At 69.5% G+C, this 16,361-nt stretch carries 17 protein-coding genes and 1 riboswitch; of the genes, 10 read left to right on the top strand and 7 right to left on the bottom strand.

Translation table 11 applies throughout. From position 1 onward, the window contains the following. The first annotated feature begins 84 nt into the window (after positions 1-84). On the top strand, positions 85-1,296 hold the full coding sequence (locus ACGFW6_RS11510; protein ID WP_393507142.1) for an MFS transporter: 1,212 nt from the start codon (positions 85-87) through the stop codon (positions 1,294-1,296). A 95-nt stretch (positions 1,297-1,391) separates the two neighbouring features. Continuing rightward, positions 1,392-1,814 carry a heme-binding protein gene (locus tag ACGFW6_RS11505; protein WP_393507140.1) on the top strand — a complete coding sequence of 141 codons (423 nt, stop codon included), beginning with the start codon at positions 1,392-1,394 and terminating at the stop codon, positions 1,812-1,814. Between the two features lie 85 nt (positions 1,815-1,899). Here ACGFW6_RS11505 and ACGFW6_RS11500 read toward each other — a convergent pair whose 3' ends face one another. Next, entirely contained in the window at positions 1,900-2,766 is an 867-nt protein-coding gene (locus ACGFW6_RS11500) for a GNAT family N-acetyltransferase (protein ID WP_393507138.1), read from the bottom strand. Positions 2,767-3,035: 269 nt separating this feature from the next. On the opposite strand from ACGFW6_RS11500, the gene ACGFW6_RS11495 reads away from it, so the two are divergent. Further along, positions 3,036-3,668, top strand: a complete 633-nt coding sequence (locus ACGFW6_RS11495) for an HAD family hydrolase (RefSeq protein WP_393507136.1) — start codon at positions 3,036-3,038, stop codon at positions 3,666-3,668. Positions 3,669-4,062: 394 nt separating this feature from the next. Next, a complete protein-coding gene (locus ACGFW6_RS11490; protein WP_393507134.1) occupies positions 4,063-5,574 on the top strand; it encodes a globin domain-containing protein in 1,512 nt (503 codons plus the stop codon). A gap of 2 nt (positions 5,575-5,576) precedes the next feature. Here ACGFW6_RS11490 and ACGFW6_RS11485 read toward each other — a convergent pair whose 3' ends face one another. The 5 genes from ACGFW6_RS11485 to ACGFW6_RS11465 form a co-directional block, all read right to left on the bottom strand. Then, the gene (locus ACGFW6_RS11485) at positions 5,577-6,059 is read right to left on the bottom strand and encodes an NUDIX domain-containing protein (RefSeq protein WP_393507132.1); all 483 of its coding nucleotides are present in this window, start codon (positions 6,057-6,059) and stop codon (positions 5,577-5,579) included. Positions 6,060-6,308: 249 nt separating this feature from the next. Next, on the bottom strand, positions 6,309-7,214 hold the full coding sequence (locus ACGFW6_RS11480; protein ID WP_393507130.1) for a LysR family transcriptional regulator: 906 nt from the start codon (positions 7,212-7,214) through the stop codon (positions 6,309-6,311). A gap of 347 nt (positions 7,215-7,561) precedes the next feature. Next, positions 7,562-8,719, bottom strand: a complete 1,158-nt coding sequence (locus ACGFW6_RS11475; RefSeq protein ID WP_393507128.1) for a cystathionine gamma-lyase — start codon at positions 8,717-8,719, stop codon at positions 7,562-7,564. Then, positions 8,716-9,246 carry a low molecular weight protein-tyrosine-phosphatase gene (locus ACGFW6_RS11470; RefSeq protein WP_393507126.1) on the bottom strand — a complete coding sequence of 177 codons (531 nt, stop codon included), beginning with the start codon at positions 9,244-9,246 and terminating at the stop codon, positions 8,716-8,718. Before ACGFW6_RS11470 ends, ACGFW6_RS11475 begins: the two co-directional genes overlap by 4 nt. Positions 9,247-9,253: 7 nt before the next feature. Beyond that, positions 9,254-9,631 (bottom strand): phage holin family protein, encoded by a 378-nt coding sequence (locus ACGFW6_RS11465; RefSeq protein ID WP_393507124.1) that lies wholly within the window; start codon positions 9,629-9,631, stop codon positions 9,254-9,256. Between the two features lie 60 nt (positions 9,632-9,691). Between ACGFW6_RS11465 and ACGFW6_RS11460 the strand changes: the two genes are divergently transcribed. From ACGFW6_RS11460 to ACGFW6_RS11445, 4 genes are all read left to right on the top strand, one after another. Then, positions 9,692-10,009 (top strand): cupin domain-containing protein, encoded by a 318-nt coding sequence (locus tag ACGFW6_RS11460; protein WP_393507122.1) that lies wholly within the window; start codon positions 9,692-9,694, stop codon positions 10,007-10,009. A 162-nt stretch (positions 10,010-10,171) separates the two neighbouring features. Next, entirely contained in the window at positions 10,172-10,384 is a 213-nt protein-coding gene (locus ACGFW6_RS11455; RefSeq protein ID WP_030820182.1) for a DUF5326 family protein, read from the top strand. Positions 10,385-10,579: 195 nt separating this feature from the next. Further along, entirely contained in the window at positions 10,580-11,440 is an 861-nt protein-coding gene (locus ACGFW6_RS11450) for an IclR family transcriptional regulator (RefSeq protein ID WP_393507120.1), read from the top strand. A 97-nt stretch (positions 11,441-11,537) separates the two neighbouring features. Then, entirely contained in the window at positions 11,538-11,975 is a 438-nt protein-coding gene (locus tag ACGFW6_RS11445; RefSeq protein ID WP_030957553.1) for an SsgA family sporulation/cell division regulator, read from the top strand. Between the two features lie 194 nt (positions 11,976-12,169). Here the strand turns inward: ACGFW6_RS11445 and ACGFW6_RS11440 are convergent, their stop codons facing one another. Next, entirely contained in the window at positions 12,170-13,435 is a 1,266-nt protein-coding gene (locus ACGFW6_RS11440; protein ID WP_393507118.1) for a YibE/F family protein, read from the bottom strand. A gap of 72 nt (positions 13,436-13,507) precedes the next feature. Here ACGFW6_RS11440 and ACGFW6_RS11435 point away from each other — a divergent pair, with 72 nt between their 5' ends. Next, positions 13,508-14,137: a hypothetical protein gene (locus ACGFW6_RS11435; protein WP_393507116.1), complete on the top strand. Its 630-nt coding sequence runs from the start codon at positions 13,508-13,510 to the stop codon at positions 14,135-14,137. A gap of 200 nt (positions 14,138-14,337) precedes the next feature. After that, positions 14,338-14,527, top strand: a riboswitch (TPP riboswitch). After that, positions 14,520-16,340 (top strand): phosphomethylpyrimidine synthase ThiC, encoded by a 1,821-nt coding sequence (gene thiC / locus ACGFW6_RS11430; RefSeq protein WP_393507114.1) that lies wholly within the window; start codon positions 14,520-14,522, stop codon positions 16,338-16,340. (Overlaps the previous riboswitch by 8 nt.) The last annotated feature ends 21 nt before the right edge of the window (positions 16,341-16,361 follow it).

Here is a 16,361-nt window from a genome sequence, read left to right as displayed (position 1 = left end):
TGCGCTTGCAAGTATACCGCGTCTACAAGTATTGTCTTCGAACGTAAAGCGCTCCTGCAATCTTCCGGAAGGTGTTACCCCTCCATGCCTCTCGCGCTTCTGGCCCTCGCGATCGGGGCCTTCGGAATCGGAACGACCGAGTTCGTGATCATGGGCTTGCTGCCCGAGGTCGCGGGTGACTTCGGCGTCTCCATCCCCACCGCCGGGCTGCTGGTCACCGGATACGCGCTCGGCGTGGTCCTCGGCGCCCCGCTGATGACCGTGCTCGGTACCAAGGTCTCCCGCAAGCGGATGCTGATGCTGCTGATGGGACTCTTCATCGTCGGCAACCTGCTGTCCGCCGTCGCCCCCGCCTTCGCGATCATGCTGATCGGCCGTGTGGTCGCCTCGCTCGCTCACGGAGCCTTCTTCGGCATCGGTTCGGTCGTCGCGGCCGACCTCGTCGCCCCGGACAAGAAGGCCGGAGCCATCGCGATGATGTTCACCGGTCTGACAGTCGCCAACGTGGTCGGTGTCCCGCTGGGTACGTTCGTGGGACAGTCCGCCGGCTGGCGCGTCACCTTCGGCATCGTCGCGGCCCTCGGCGTCATCGGCCTGATCGGCATCGCCAAGCTCGTCCCCGACCTGCCCAAGGCCGACGGCGTACGTCTGCGCCATGAGCTCGCCGCCTTCAAGAACGCCCAGGTCCTGCTCGCGATGGCGATGACGGTCCTCGGCTTCGGCGGCGTCTTCGCGGCCATCACCTACATCGCGCCGATGATGACCCACGTCGCCGGCTTCGCCGACGGCTCCGTCACCTGGCTGCTGGTCCTCTTCGGGCTCGGCATGGTGGGCGGCAACCTGATCGGCGGCAAGTACGCCGACCGCGCGCTGATGCCCATGCTGTACGTCTCACTGGGCGCCCTCGCCGTGGTGCTCGCGCTCTTCACGCTCACGGCACACCACAAGGTCCTCGCGGCCGTCACCATCGCGCTGATCGGCGCCCTCGGCTTCGCCACCGTCCCCCCATTGCAGAAGCGCGTCCTCGACCAGGCGCACGGCGCCCCGACGCTGGCCTCGGCCGTGAACATCGGCGCCTTCAACCTCGGCAACGCCCTCGCCGCCTGGCTCGGCGGGATCGTCATCGCGGGCGGCTACGGCTACACGTCGCCCAACTGGGTCGGTGCCGCCCTCGCCGCGTCCGCGCTGCTGCTGGCCTTCCTCTCGGCCGCCCTGGAGCGCCGCGACGGAGCCACAAGCAGCCCCGTGGTCAGGGGCAGCGCGCCCGCCGAGCAGCGAGCAGCCCTGCACCACTGAGACGACCTGGAAGCGGGGTCAGGGCCGCCCCCGTGCACCGGATTCGTACACAGCACCGCACCGCCACCGCAGGACACACAGCAAGGAGATCCACCATGAGTACCGCCACCGCAGTCGCCCCGCTGACCACGCAGGACGCCGACCTCCTCATTGCCGCCGCTCACCGCGCGGCCGAGGCGGCCGGGGTGAACGTCAGCGTCACCGTCCTGGACGCCGGAGGCCATCTGCTCGCCTTCCGCCGTGACGACCGAGCCGTTCTGATCGCCGGGGAGACCAGCACCCGCAAGGCCTACACGGCACTCCAGCTCGACACCCCCACCGCCGACCTCGTCGACGCCGTACAGCCCGGAGGGCTCTTCCACACCCTCCCCACCGCGCTCGACCGCCCGCTGCTGTTCATCGCGGGCGGCGTGCCGGTCCACCGAGACGGCCGGCTGATCGGTGCGATCGGTGTCGGGGGCGGCGCTCCGGACCAGGACCACGGGTTCGCGACGGCCGCGATCGAGGCACTCGCCTGACGTCACCCGCGCAGGGAAGAGCAAACGCCGGTCCCCATGGGGCCGGCGTTTCTCATGGCTGCGGGGCAGCAGCCCGCGGTCGGCCTCAGCCGGCCGCGACGGTCAGCGGGGCGAAGCGCCGGGTCCAGTCGCCGGGCAGCTCGGAGATGCCGTACGCCATGACCGAGTTGAAGGCCACGGAGGCCAGGCCGTGCTCCTTCGCCCAGGCCAGCAGCTCCTCGTGGCGTACGTCGATGTCCGTGCGCAGCGGGCGGTCGGTGTGGGCGGCGAGGGAGGCGATGAGTGCTTTCGCGGTCTCGGTGTCACGGGCGATCAGCGGGCCCACGACCTGGGTGTCCATGTTGGGCCAGGCACCCGTGTAGCCGATGATCCGGCCGTTCTCCTCGGCCACGCGCAGCTGGTCGGCGAAGGCGGGCAGCCGCGTGATGATGTGCGTGCGATCGGTGCCGAACACTTCCTCGTCGAGCCGCACGATGGCGCTGAGGTCCTCGGCGGTGGCGGCGCGCGTGGCGACCGAGGACACCGACGCACCCGGCGCGAAGTGTCCGCGCAGCATCTCCGCCCGCCCAGTGACCTTGAAGCCGAGTTCCTCGTACAGCGGCCGGCCGTTCGGCGTCGCGTGCAGCGTCAGCGGTGTCGTACCCATCGAGTCGACGATGTGACGCATGAACCTGCGGCCGATGCCCCGTCGGGCATGCCGCTCGGCGACCAGGACCATGCCGATGGCTCCCAGATCGGGGCGCTCCTGCGGTCCGTACTCCGTGACGACGCAGGCGCTGACGAGCCCGCCGTCGGGGTCGTCGATGCCGTAGCCCCTTCCGGCTGTGAGCAGGAACCCCCACTTGTGTTCCTCACGGGGCCAACCCCGGTCCTCGGACAAGTCGGCGCAGGCGGTGAGGTCGCGAGGCGTCAGACGGCGGATGGGCAGAGCGGCGAGGGAAGGAGTCGGCACGCAGGTCAGGCTGTCTGACAACGGCCCTGATCGTCCACCTGTTTCCGGGGAGACGTACGACCTTTTGGCCATGTCATGCGCTCCCGCACAGCACCCTGGGAGACGCTGGGTGTTTCACGTGAAACATGGGCGAACGGCGAGCATCCGCCAAAGGGCCTTCCAAGAATGTCCACCGAGAGGCGCGGCGACTGCTCGTCGAGCTCGTTCCCCTCACCAGCCCGGCCTTCAACCGAGGGGATTGGCGGCATTCGCCATTAGCCTCATGGTTCATGGCGAGACTTCACCTCTTCGACCTGGACGGCACGCTTCTGCGCGGAACATCCGCGCCCCGGGAGATCTCACGGCAGCTCGGGCTGGAGGTGGAGACAGTCGCGCTCGACCGGGAGATCTCGGCCGGGCTGATCGGCCCTCCGGAGTATGCGCAGCGCGTGCACGCGCTATGGGCCGACCTCACGGAGGTTCATGTGACGGCCGCTTTCGACGGCGCTCCTTGGATGGCCCGGATCCGGGAGGTCTGGGCGGAGATCAGGGGAGAGGGCGACTACTGCGCCGTGATCTCGCTTTCGCCCTCATTTTTCGTTGAGCGGCTGACGGGTTGGGGCGCGCACGCGGCGTATGGCTCCCGCTTTCCCGCCGTGCCGTTCAGCGAGCCTGTCGACCCGGCCGGAGTCCTCAGTGCCGAGGCGAAGGTGCGGATTGCCGACCGGCTCTGCGAGGAGTTCGGGGTGACACGAGCGGAATGTGTCGCCTATGGCGACTCGTTGTCGGACAAAGCCCTGTTCGGAGCTGTTCCGGTGTCCGTCGCGGTCAACGCGGACCGGCATCTGACCGGCCTCGCGACCCATACCTACATGGGGATGGATCTATGGGAAGCCTATGAATTGGTGCGCAGCGGCCGGTAATTGAAGGAATTAGCCGTTCGTCCCCTCGCCCATTTCGTGAGGGCACAAGGGGGGACTTGTGATCGGGGCCTCGGCCGGTAGGGTCGACTCCGGTTCGTGTCCGAGCTGTGATCCAGACTCCCCGGCGTGAACCGAGCGCGAGGCAGAGCAGCGTAATGGGACGGAGAGATCGAAGACCCGCATTCTCGGTTATGGGGCCAGGGCGCTGACGCTCGGTGGGATGCTGCGGTGAGAGCGCTGCGGCCAATGTCACACTCTCGCCTTACTTGTCCGTACTGAGTGTGGATACGGATTGAATGTGGCCGTACGGGATCGCGGCAACGAACGGGGAATGCAAGCCGTCGCGGGGGATCAGGCACCTTCCGATCGAGGAAGTGCACAGACCGACCGAGAGATGTTCGAGGCGAGGCACACCATGGACGCTCCGACCACCACGTCGGCCGACAACGGCACTTCCGGCGGCGGGGGCGGCTGGTTCACACCGCGCAAGCAGCCGGCGACGACTCCGGGCACTGAGCAGGAGGCAACCGAGGGCCGACGACTTGCCGCGATGCGGCCGGTGGGCAGGAACTCGACGAGCGAGGGCACCGCCGCGCCGGCCCAGGACGGTGACTCCGGCCCCGGTGCCGCGCGCCAGGCAGCCGGCCGCGACCACCCGCAGCACGCAGGCGACGGGGCGACGGCAGCACAACCGGGGGCATCGTCCGTGATGGCGCCCCCCGAACCCGCTGCGGGGCACGTACCACCCCCGCAGCTCCAGGTCCCGACCCAGCGCACCGCACCGGCCCAACCCGCCTCTCCGGACGCCGTACTGATCCGGCGGACGATGGCCGAGGTGGGCCCCGTGGCCGACCAGGTCACCTCGTACTTCTACGCGCTGCTCTTCGTACGCCACCCCGACCTGCGCTCGCTGTTCCCCGCCGCGATGGACACCCAGCGGGACCGGCTGCTGAGGGCCCTGCTCACCGCCGCCGAGCACATAGACAACAAGCCCGTCCTCGTCGACTACTTGCAGAACCTCGGCCGTGGCCACCGCAAGTACGGCACCCGGCCCGAGCACTACCCGGCCGTCGGCGAGTGCCTCATCGGCGCGCTCAGCAAGTACGCGGCGGGCGTCTGGAACCCCGAGATGGAGGCCGCCTGGGTCCGGGCGTACACGACGATCTCGCAGGTCATGATCGACGCCGCGGCCGCCGATGAACTGCGCGCTCCCGCCTGGTGGTACGCCGAGGTCGTCTCGCACGAGCTCAGAACGTCGGACGTCGCGGTCCTCACCGTCCGCCCCGACCAGCCCTACCCGTTCCTCGCCGGCCAGTACACGAGCGTGGAGACGCCCTGGTGGCCCCGGATCTGGCGGCACTACTCCTTCGCCTCCGCGCCCCGCTCCGACGGCCTGCTGACGTTCCATGTGAAGGCAGTGCCGGCGGGCTGGGTCTCCAACGCCCTGGTGCACCGGGCCCGGCCGGGCGACATCATCCGGCTCGGTCCGCCGGGCGGTTCGATGACCGTGGACCACACGACCGACAGCGGGCTGCTCTGCCTGGGCGGTGGCACCGGCATAGCGCCCATCAAGGCACTGGTCGAGGATGTCGCCGAGCACGGCGAGCGGCGATCGGTCGAGGTCTTCTACGGCGCCCGCACCGACCAGGACCTGTACGACATCGACACGATGCTCAGGCTGAAGCAGTCCCACCCCTGGCTGGAGGTCCGCCCCGTGGTGGACCGGCAGGGTCTGCTCCAGCTTCCCGAAGCCATACGCGAGTACGGGCCCTGGAACGAGTACGACGCCTATGTCTCCGGCCCGCCCGGCATGATCCGCAGCGGTGTCGACGTCCTGAGGGACATCGGCGTCCCGGTCAACCGCATACGCCATGACTCGGTGGAGGAACTCGTCGCCGCGATCTGACGTCAGCCCAGGTCGGGTGCGTGCATCGCGCGAACGCCCTCGATGTTCCCGTCGAGGTAGTGCCGCAGCGACAACGGCACCAGATGGACGGACGCGATCCCGACCCGGGTGAACGGCACCCGCACGATCTCGTACTCGCCGATCGGCTCGTCGACCTCGGGGCCATGTCGCAGGGACGGGTCCATGGAGCCCAGGTGGCAGACGAAGAAGTGCTGCACCTTCACGCCGGTCGCTCCGCCGTCCTCGCCGATGTGTTCCACGGTGTCGACGAAGCAGGGCACCACATCGGTGATCTTGGCGCCGAGTTCCTCGTACACCTCGCGGTGCAGGGCGTCGACGACGGTCGCGTCCGTCGGCTCGACCCCGCCACCGGGCGTGAGCCAGTACGGATCCATGCCGGGCTTGGTGCGCTTGATCAGGATCAGATCGTCGCCGTCCAGCAGAACGGCGCGTGCGGTGCGCTTGACCACGGGTCGGACGGTCATGGGAGAAATGTGGCCCGGCTGGTTCCACGTGAAACATCGCGAAACGTCACCGGTCGAGCTCACCGGGTGATGTCCCGGAAAGCCCCGCGCCGATGCGTCGAGAGCAGGTGCTCGGATCCCTCGGGTGCGGCTGCTCGGAGCGGTCGGAAGCCGCTGATCGAGTGCGGTCGGAAACCGCTGCTCAGGGCGTTGAGAGCCGCTGCTGGAGGGCGCTGGAGCCGCTGCTGGAGGGCGCTGGGAGACCGCTGCTCAGGCCCAGTCCGAGGCCGCCCGCAGCAGCCACTCGTGGGCCCGGGCGATGTGCGGCATCGCCAGCGTGCCGGTGCGGACCACCAGGAAGTACGTCCGCAGAGGCGGCACAGGAGGGTCGTGCAGGGCGACGACCTCGCCGGACTCCAGGGCCGCGGCACACAGATAGCGGGGCAGCACCGCGAGCCCGGCCCCCGCGACGGCACACGCGAGAACCGCGCGCAGGTCGGGGACGATCACCGTTCCGGGTGCGGCGGGCAGGGAGTCGTAGACCGAAGCCCAGTAACGGGAGGCGAAGGGAAGGGACTCGTGCACCTCCACCACCGGGACGTCCTCCAGGGCGTGCGCGCCCTTGTGACGCAGTTGGCCCGCACCGACGCGGTCGAGCCAGTGGGGAGCGGCGACGAGCACGTGCTCCTCGTCGCAGAGCGGAGTCGCCGTGAGCAGAGCGCCGCGTGGACGGGCCGTACTGATGGCCAGATCGTGATGCCCGGCGGCCAGCCCTTCCAGCGTCTCCTCGGCGTTGCCGAAGGACGCGCGCAACGCGAAGCCCTGGCCGTCGTCGCCGGTCAGTTCGGTGAGCGCGGGCAGCGCACGCTCGGCCGTGAACTCAGGGGGCCCGGCGAGGTGCAGGGTCCGGAGAGAGGACTCGTCGTCGAGGCCGGTCTCGGTGATCTCCACCAGGGCGTCGAGATGCGGCGCAGCCTTGTGCGCGAGCTCATCGCCGATGGTCGTGGGCGTCACCCCGCGGGCCTGCCGCAGAAACAGGGGGCGGCCCAACTGCCGCTCCAGGGTGCGGATCTGCGAGGTCACGGCCGGCTGGGACAGCCCCAGCAGCGCGGCGGCACGGGTGAAGGAGCCGGCCCGGTGCACGGTCACAAAGGTGCGCAACAAGGCCAGATCCATACCCGACGCTCCCCTTTCCCGCCCTTCTCCCCGTCCCCAGGGCAGGGCCCAACTATAAATAAGTCGATAGGTCGCTGTCGCTACGGTGATTGGACACTGACAGAGAGTCAACTAGCCTTGTTCGCGCGGTTCTTCGCGCGCGGAACCGAGGGCGGTCCGAGCCACGAGGGGGGAGGCTCGGACCGCCCGTTGCACGTCATCGGGCCATCCACGGACGCATGTCCGCCCCCGGTCGGTGCCGGTCGCAGCGGCGCCTCCCGGCCGGCGCCGGACCCGACCGCACCTCCTGACGGCGACAGGCGCTACAGCTGCCTCCCGAAGGCGACAGGCGTAGTGGTGCGGCGCGGTCACCCGGCCGACGCGTCCAGCGCGCGCAGCACATCCGCCACCAGATCCTCCGGATCCTCCGCGCCGACCGACATGCGGATGAAGCCCTCCGGCACGGCATCGCCGCCCCAGCGTCCGCGTCGCTCGGCGGTGGAGCGCACTCCGCCGAAGCTGGTCGCGTCGTCGACGAGCCGCAGGGCGGCCAGGAAGCGCTCGGCATGCGCCCGCGTGGGCAGCGTGAAGGACACCACGCAGCCATGGCGCCGCATCTGCCGTGAGGCGATCTCGTGCGACGGGTCGCCGGGCAGGCCCGGATAGCGCACCCCGAGCTCCTGGGGCCCGTCCCGCAACGCCTCGGCGACAGCGAGGGCGTTGGCGCTCTGCCGCTCCACGCGCAGCTGGAGGGTGGCGAGAGAACGGTGGGCGAGCCAGGCCTCCATGGGGCCCGGGATCGCCCCGACGATCTTGCGCCAGCGCCGTACCGCTGACATGGCCTCGGCATCGCGGCCCGTGACGTATCCCAGGAGTACGTCACCATGTCCCGTCAGCTGCTTGGTGCCGCTGGCCACGGAGAAGTCGGCGCCGAGTTCCAGCGGGCGCTGCCCGAGCGGCGTCGCCAGCGTGTTGTCGACGGCGACGACAGCGCCGCGGGCATGGGCCTCCGAGGCGAGCCGCCGGATGTCGCACACGTCCAGGCCGGGGTTGGACGGCGTCTCGATCCACAGCAGCTTCGCGCCGTCCAGGACGCCGAGCTGGGCGTCCCCGCCGGTCGGCGCCGTGCGCACCTCGATGCCGTACGCCTCCAGTTGCGCGCGCACCAGGGGCAGCGCCTGATAGCCGTCGTTCGGCAGGACGACCGCATCCCCGGAGCGCAGCTGGGAGAAGAGCACCGACGAGATGGCGGCCATGCCCGAGGCGAAGACCAGCGTCTCGACGCCGTCCTCCCCCGGCGCCTCCAGCTCGCCGACGGCCCGCTCCAGATGCGTCCAGGTCGGGTTCTCGTCCCGTCCGTAGGTGTACGGCCCCGTCGGCTCGCCCGGCAGGTGATAGTGAGCGGCGAACACCGGACCCGGCAGGGTCGGCTCGTACTTGACCGGCTCGGGCAGGCCCGCCCGCACCGCGCGCGTGCCGTCGCCGTCGTGGCCGGAAGGCGCCCCCTGGGGGCCCGGGTCGCTCATGCCGCCTGTCCCTCCACTTGTTCGCGTACCGCGGCCAGCAGGCCGGTGCTTGCCGCCTCCACCATCTCCAGACACTCCTCGAACCCGTCCCTGCCGCCGTAGTACGGGTCCGGCACGTCGAGGTCGTCGTCGGCCGCATCGGAACGGGCGTCCGAGGCATTCGTTGCGGGGTGGTGGTCGGCGTAGGAGCGGAGCATCCGTACCTTCGCCGCGTCCTCCGGCGACGGAGCCATTCGCCGCAGGGCCTTGAGATGCCCGGAGTCGAGGGCGATCACGAGGTCGAGGCGGGCGAACCAGGACGGCTGGAACTGACGGGCCGTGTGACTGCCGTCATAGCCGTGCTCCTCGAGGACGGAGACCGTGCGCGGGTCCGCCGGGTCGCCCTCGTGCCAGCCGCCCGTCCCGGCGCTGTCGACCTCGACCCGGTCGGCGAGTCCGGCTTCCTCGACGCGGGCGCGGAAGACGGACTCGGCCATCGGCGAGCGACAGATGTTGCCGGTGCAGACGAAGCAGACGCGGTAGGTCATCGGGTCCTCAGTCCCCGTCGGGCAGGGCGAGGTTGAGCGCCCAGGAGACGATGGAGATGATCAGGCCGCCGAGCACGGCGGTCCAGAAGCCGTCGACATGGAAGCTCAGGTCGAGCTGGTCGGCGAACCACGAGGTCAGCAGCAGCATCAGCGCATTGACGATCAGCGTGAACAGGCCGAGCGTCAGAATGAGCAGAGGCAGGCTGAAGAGCTTGACGATCGGCTTGACGAGGAAGTTCACCACGCCGAAGATCAGCGCGACGAGGAGCAGGGTGCCTATCTGCTTGCCCGTGCTGTCACCGGTGAGAGTGATCTTGTCGAGCAGCCAGACGGCGACCGCCAGGGCGCCCGCGTTGGCGATCGTCTTGACTACGAAATTCTTCATGTGTCTGATCGTGGCAGACGAAATCGGCCATGAGCACGGAGATGAGGGCGGACGACAGCGATGAAGGCATTCCGGCTGGACGAACTGGAGGCGGAGCGCGCCGCCAACGAGGGCGCCTACCTGCAGTTTCTACGGGAGCGGAACATGTCCGTCGGCCTGTACGCGCTCAACGCCGGTGACCACGATCCACAGAGCCCGCACAACCAGGACGAGGTCTACTTCGTTGTGAGCGGCCGCGCGCAGATCACCGTCGGCATGGAGACCACGCACGTGGCGCGCGGCAGCGTGGTCTACGTGCCGGCCGGGGTCGCGCACAAGTTCCACCACATCAGCGAGGACCTGCGGGTGCTCGTGATGTTCTCTCCGCCCGAGAGCTGACCCACGGCCTCGGGGTTCCCTAGGGGTTCGATCAGGGGAGGACAAGGGCTGCGAGGCCCCCGCGAGGGCACCTGCCCGCCCTAGCATCGAGTGCAGGGAATCAGCAGATTCACGGAAACCGGAACCCGGCACAGAACGGGCGGAGAGGTAAGGACGAGGGCGATGCGTGAGATCTTCGCGGGACTGCCGTGGTGGGTGAAGTGGATCGCGGTGCCGGTCATCGCCCTGGTCGTGTTCGGCGGGCTGATAGCCAGTGTGGTCGGCTTCGTGATCGGACTGCTCTTCAAGGTGCTGGTCTTCGTGGCGCTGGTCGGTGGACTGATCTACGTCGTACGGAAGTTCATGTCGAGCTCCTCGTCACGCAGCGACTGGTGAGGGCCGTGGGGACCGGTGGGCGGTAACAGGAATCACCGGTTCCCTCGGGCGAGGGAAGTTTCCTGGACGGGCCGTACGCGGGCGGTGGCGGGCCAATAGAGTCCGGAAATCGACGCGGGGACCGACCCCGTGAGCGGCGTACACCCCACCCGTGTTCCCGCACGGGCTGCCCCCCTCGCGCTTCGGGAGTGACCCTTGGCCAAGGTAGACACCGCACCCTCAGAACCCCACGCACCCCCGGTCCGGCCCCGCTCCGCCGTACCGCAGGTGCCGCGGCAGGCTTCCCCGGAACCCTCCGAGCCGCCGAACTCCGCGACGCTCATCGGATCCGTCCAGCGCGCGATGCGCCTGCTGGAACGCGTCGCCGAGCACGAACACGGCGCCCCCGCCAAGCAACTCGCCCGCGAGACCGGCCTGGCGCTGCCCACGGCGTACCACCTCCTGCGCACCCTGGTGCACGAGGGCTATCTGCGCCGCGACAAGGGGCTGTTCTTCCTCGGCGAGGCGGCCGTGCGGCTGAGCAGCAGCGGAGCCGAGCAGAAACGTCGCAGCACGGTCGTCGAGACCCTCGCCCAGTGCCGCGACGCCATGGGCGTGCCCGTGTACTACGCCCAGTACCGCGACGGCGAGATCGAGGTCGTGTGCGTCTCCGACACCCCCGGGAACCCGGCGGTCGAGGAATGGGCCGACTTCCGCGAGACCGGCCACGCGCACGCCATCGGCCAGTGCCTGCTGTCCCAGCTCGATGAGGACGCCCGGCGCGACCATCTCGAACGCCATCCGGTGCAGACGGTCACCCCGTACACGGTGCGCGACAGCAGATCGTTGCTCCGCCGCCTCGACCGCATGCGCCGGATGGAGCCGGTGACCGAGCGTCAGGAGTACGCGCTGGGCACGGTGTGCGCGGCGATCCCGATCACGCTGGGCACCACGGCAGCGACGATGGCCATCTCCCTGCCCGTCCAGCAGGCCGACCGACTGCTGTCGGTGGCGCGGCAACTGCAGGAGGAGGTCGGGCGGCTCCTGGGGTCACTGGCGATCTCTATCAGTATCTGAAAACTCACTCCTTGTGATCTCTCGTGTACTTTCAGCAAGATTCCACCAGGCCTGGGGTCCGGTCCCGGCCAGTCGAAGGCAACCGACGGGGTAGGCGATGCGAGAGTCCGTACAGGCAGAGGTCATGATGAGCTTTCTCGTGTCCGAGGAGCTCGCCTTCCGCATCCCGGTCGAGCTGCGCTACGAGACCTGTGATCCCTATGCGGTACGGCTGACCTTCCACCTGCCCGGAGATGCCCCGGTGACGTGGGCCTTCGGTCGGGAGCTGCTGGTGGACGGAGTGGGCAGGCCGTGCGGGGAGGGGGACGTACGCGTCTCACCTGCGGGTTCGGAGACTCTGGGCGATGTTCTGATCCGGCTGCAGGTCGGTGCCGACCAGGCGCTGTTCCGCTCCTCGGTGGCGCCGCTGGTGGCCTTCCTCGACCGCACCGACAAGCTGGTGCCGCTCGGCCAGGAGGGCGCGCTGGCGGACTTCGACGCCCATCTCGACGAGGCTCTGGACCGCATCCTCGCGGAGGAGCAGAGCGCCGGCTGAAGCGTTACGCCGGTGCCGGGTGGAGGTGGCGTAACGCTTCAGCGGCGCGCAAGGGGCGCGTGGAAGGGTTCCTTTGGCGCCGGATGTTCTTTGCGCTCCGCCGGATGGGCGAAGTCGTCCGCGACGGTTCGGGTGGCCTTCAGGGGGCGATGCGCCGCCCCCGCGTCACCTCCCGCGGCGGCCCCGACCCCGCGTCACCGCTTCCTGCGGCGGCCCCGCCCGCCGCGGCCGGGAGCCGCCTGAGGGCCGCTCTGGCCCGGCTGAGCGGCTCCCGCGCCCGGCTGGGCGCCCGCGGGGACCGGATGGGCCCCGGCCGGCACCGAGCCCGTCTCCGGGCGGTCGGCCGAGACCACCAGGGCCGCGAGAGCCGTGGTCACCGGGACCGACGCGACCAGGCCGATGGAGCCCACCAGCGTGCGCACGATCTCCTCCGCGACCAACTCGCTGTTGGCGACCGTGCCGACACCGCTCTGCGCGATCGAGAAGAGCAGCAGCAGCGGCAGGGCGGCGCCCGCGTAGGCGAGGACGAGGGTGTTCACGACGGAGGCGATGTGGTCGCGGCCGATGCGGATGCCCGCCCGGTACAGCCCGCGCCAGCCCATCGTGGGGTTGGCCTCGTGCAGCTCCCAGACCGCCGAGGTCTGGGTGACCGTCACGTCGTCGAGGACACCGAGCGAACCGATGATGATGCCCGCGAGCAGCAGACCGCTCATGTCGATCGACGGATACAGCCCGTGGATGAGCCCGGTGTTGTCGTCGGTGTTGCCGGTGAGCGCGGCCCAGTCGATGAACACCGAGCCGAGGACGCCGATCAGCACCAGCGAGATCAGCGTGCCGAGCACCGCGACCGATGTTCTCGCGGAGAGGCCGTGGCACAGATAGAGGGCGATCAGCATGATCGCGCTGGATCCCACGACCGCCACGACCAGCGGGTTCGAGCCCTGCAGGATCGCGGGCAGGATGAAGAAGTTGAGCAACAGGAAGCTTATGGCCAGCGAGATGAGCGCCATGACGCCCCGCATCCGGCCGACGAGCACCACGGCGACGGCGAAGATGCCGGCGAGCACCGACAGCGGAATGCGCCGGTTCACGTCGGTGACCGAGTACTGGAGGTCCTTGGGCGCGGAGGGCTCGTAGGCGACCACGACCTCCTGGCCCTCGTGCAGCTGGCGCGACTGGTCGGGCTGCACGATCTCCGTGAACGTACGGCCCTTGTCCTTGCCGGTGTCGACCCGGATCGTCGCCTTCTTGCAGGTGCCGCTCTCCTGCTGCACGGCTGAGGAGCCCTCGGCGGTGGAGGTGTCGCCGGTCGGCGGCACGCCCGAGGCGTTGACGTCCTTGCAGCTCAGCTCGACGACCTTGGTGACGGTGGCCTGCTGTGTCTGCCGGTCGAAGCCGACACCGGTGCGCTCGTGCCCCGGGGCGCCGCCCGGCCACAGGACCGCGAGACCCACCACCACGGCCGCGGCGAACGGGATCAGAACCGCCGCGATGACCTTGCGCAGATGGCGGGAGACGGGAGCCGCGGGGCCATGGGCGTGGCTGTGCGAGTGGCCGTGGCCGTGGCCGTGTCCCGGGCCTTCTCCGCCCCCGCCCCCGTCACCACTGCCGCCATTGCCACCGCCACCATCGCCCCCGCCCTGCCTGCCGCCGGATCCGTGGCCGTGACCATGACCACCGCCGGCACCGGCATCGGGGCCGGGACCCCCCTGTCCGGGCCCCTGTCCGTAGGGGCCGCCCGGGCCAGGTCCTTGCCCGTACGGACGACCGCCCTGACCGGATCCCTGTCCATAGGGGCCACCGCCGGGACCGGGGCCGCGGCCGTACGAGCCCCCCGAGCCGCCCGAGCCCCCCGAGCCGTGCCCACGATCCTGCGGCCCACCGAGCCGAGGACCGGGCTCATGCCACCCGTCGGCTTCGCCCCGCGGCTCCCGCATCCCGCCCGGGCGGAGGTCGCGTTCGTGCCAACCGCCGGTGTCAGCCGCGCCACCGTCGGCACCGTGCATCGAGGCACCGCCGAATGCTCCGTCGGTCTCGCCCGTCGAACCACGGCCGAATCCTGCGTCGCCACCGCCCGTCGAGCCACGGCCGAATGCTCCGTCGGAGCCGCCCGACGAGTCACGGCCGAATACTCCGCCGTATCTGCCGCCGGGGACGCCTGAACCCCGGCCGTCCGTACGGCCGTTGCCCCGTGCGGGGCCGTTTCCGGGGCCGTTTGCGGGGCCACTTCCGGAGCCCGAGCCGCGGGGCGGATCGGGCGGTGGGAACGGAGGCTCATGCGTCGTGGTCACCGCCCGATCATCGCAAGAACGGTGGGGGCCCTCTGTTCAGCGCGCCCGAATTGACGCTAGCGTGGAGCCACCTTTGTACACGCGGGAGCTCGGAGCACCGGGCTGAGAGGGCGCTGACCTCCGTCCCAGCGATGTTTCACATGAAACATCACTCATCACGAGTGATGTTGCACACGAAACGTCGGCAGACGGATACCGCTGCGTCGACCGCCGAACCTGTTACCGGGTAATGCCGGCGTAGGGAGTAGGTCTCATGACCATCAAGGACGCGCGCACGCCTGCCTCCAGCCAGGACGAGCAGCTCATTCAGGGCGAATCGTCTCCGGAGGCCGGGAAGTCCATCGGCTGGCACAAGGCGTATGTCGAGGGCTCACGCCCCGATCTGCGGGTGCCGGTCCGCCAGGTGCACCTCACCAACGGGCAGTCGGTCACGCTGTACGACACCTCGGGCCCGTATACCGATCCAGTGGCCGAGACGGACGTCCGCAGGGGGCTCAACCCGCTGCGGGAGAACTGGATCATCGCTCGCGGCGACACCGAGGAGTACGCGGGCCGTCCTGCCCGTCCGGAGGACGACGGGATCAAGCACACCTCGCCGCGCGGCGGTCTGCGCAACCTCGACGCGGTATTCCCCGGACGTCCGCGCCAGCCCCGTCGCAGCCGCGACGGCCAGGCGGTCACACAGCTCGCCTACGCCCGCCGGGGCGAGATCACACCCGAGATGGAGTTCGTGGCCATCCGGGAGAACGTCTCGCCCGAGGTGGTCCGTGAGGAGATCGCCGCGGGCCGGGCGGTACTGCCCGCCAATGTCAACCACCCGGAGATCGAGCCGATGATCATCGGCAAGCGGTTCCTGGTGAAGGTCAACGCCAACATCGGCAACTCCGCGGTCACCTCCTCCATCGAGGAGGAGGTCGAGAAGATGACCTGGGCGACCCGCTGGGGCGCCGACACGGTCATGGACCTGTCGACCGGCCGCAACATCCACACCACCCGCGAGTGGGTGCTGCGCAACTCCCCCGTGCCGATCGGCACGGTGCCGCTCTACCAGGCGCTGGAGAAGGTCGACGGCCGCGCCGAGGAGCTGACCTGGGAGATCTACAAGGACACGGTCATCGAGCAGGCCGAGCAGGGCGTGGACTACATGACCGTCCACGCGGGTGTGCGCCTGCCGTACGTCCCGCTCACGGCCAACCGCAAGACCGGCATCGTCTCGCGCGGCGGCTCGATCATGGCGGCGTGGTGCCTGGCGCACCACAAGGAGAGCTTCCTGTACGAGAACTTCGAGGAGCTCTGCGAGATCCTCGCGGCCTACGACGTGACGTACTCGCTCGGCGACGGCCTGCGGCCCGGCTCGATCGCGGACGCCAACGACGAAGCGCAGTTCGCGGAGTTGAGGACGCTCGGGGAACTCAACCAGATCGCCAAGCGTTTCAACGTACAGACCATGATCGAGGGCCCGGGACACGTCCCGATGCACAAGATCAAGGAGAACATCGACCTTCAGCAGGAGATCTGCGATGAAGCTCCGTTCTATACGCTCGGCCCGCTGACCACGGACGTCGCGCCGGCGTACGACCACATCACGTCCGGCATCGGTGCCGCGATGATCGCCTGGTGGGGCACGGCCATGCTCTGCTACGTCACGCCCAAGGAGCACCTGGGCCTGCCCAACCGTGACGACGTCAAGACCGGCGTCATCACCTACAAGATCGCAGCCCACGCGGCGGATCTCGCCAAGGGGCACCCGGGCGCGCAGGAGTGGGACGACGCGTTGTCCGACGCCCGCTTCGAGTTCCGGTGGGAGGACCAGTTCAACCTCGCCCTGGACCCGGACACGGCACGGGAGTTCCACGACGAGACCCTGCCGGCCGAGCCCGCCAAGACGGCCCACTTCTGCTCCATGTGCGGGCCGAAGTTCTGCTCGATGAAGATTAGCCAAAGCATCACAGAGCGGTTCGGGGGTGCGGCTGCTGAGGGAGCGTCCCAGGAGGAGATCGCGGTAGGGATGCTGCAGAAGTCGAAGGAGTTCGCGGCCGGCGGGAACAGGGTTTACCTGCCGCTGGCTGACTGACCGCCGCTACGGGCCACGCTG

The organism is Streptomyces sp. Y7, from assembly GCF_043195415.1.
In the GTDB taxonomy this organism is placed as follows: domain Bacteria; phylum Actinomycetota; class Actinomycetes; order Streptomycetales; family Streptomycetaceae; genus Streptomyces.
Note: the sequence above shows the minus strand (reverse complement) of the source record. Positions and strands in the feature narration are given on the sequence as shown.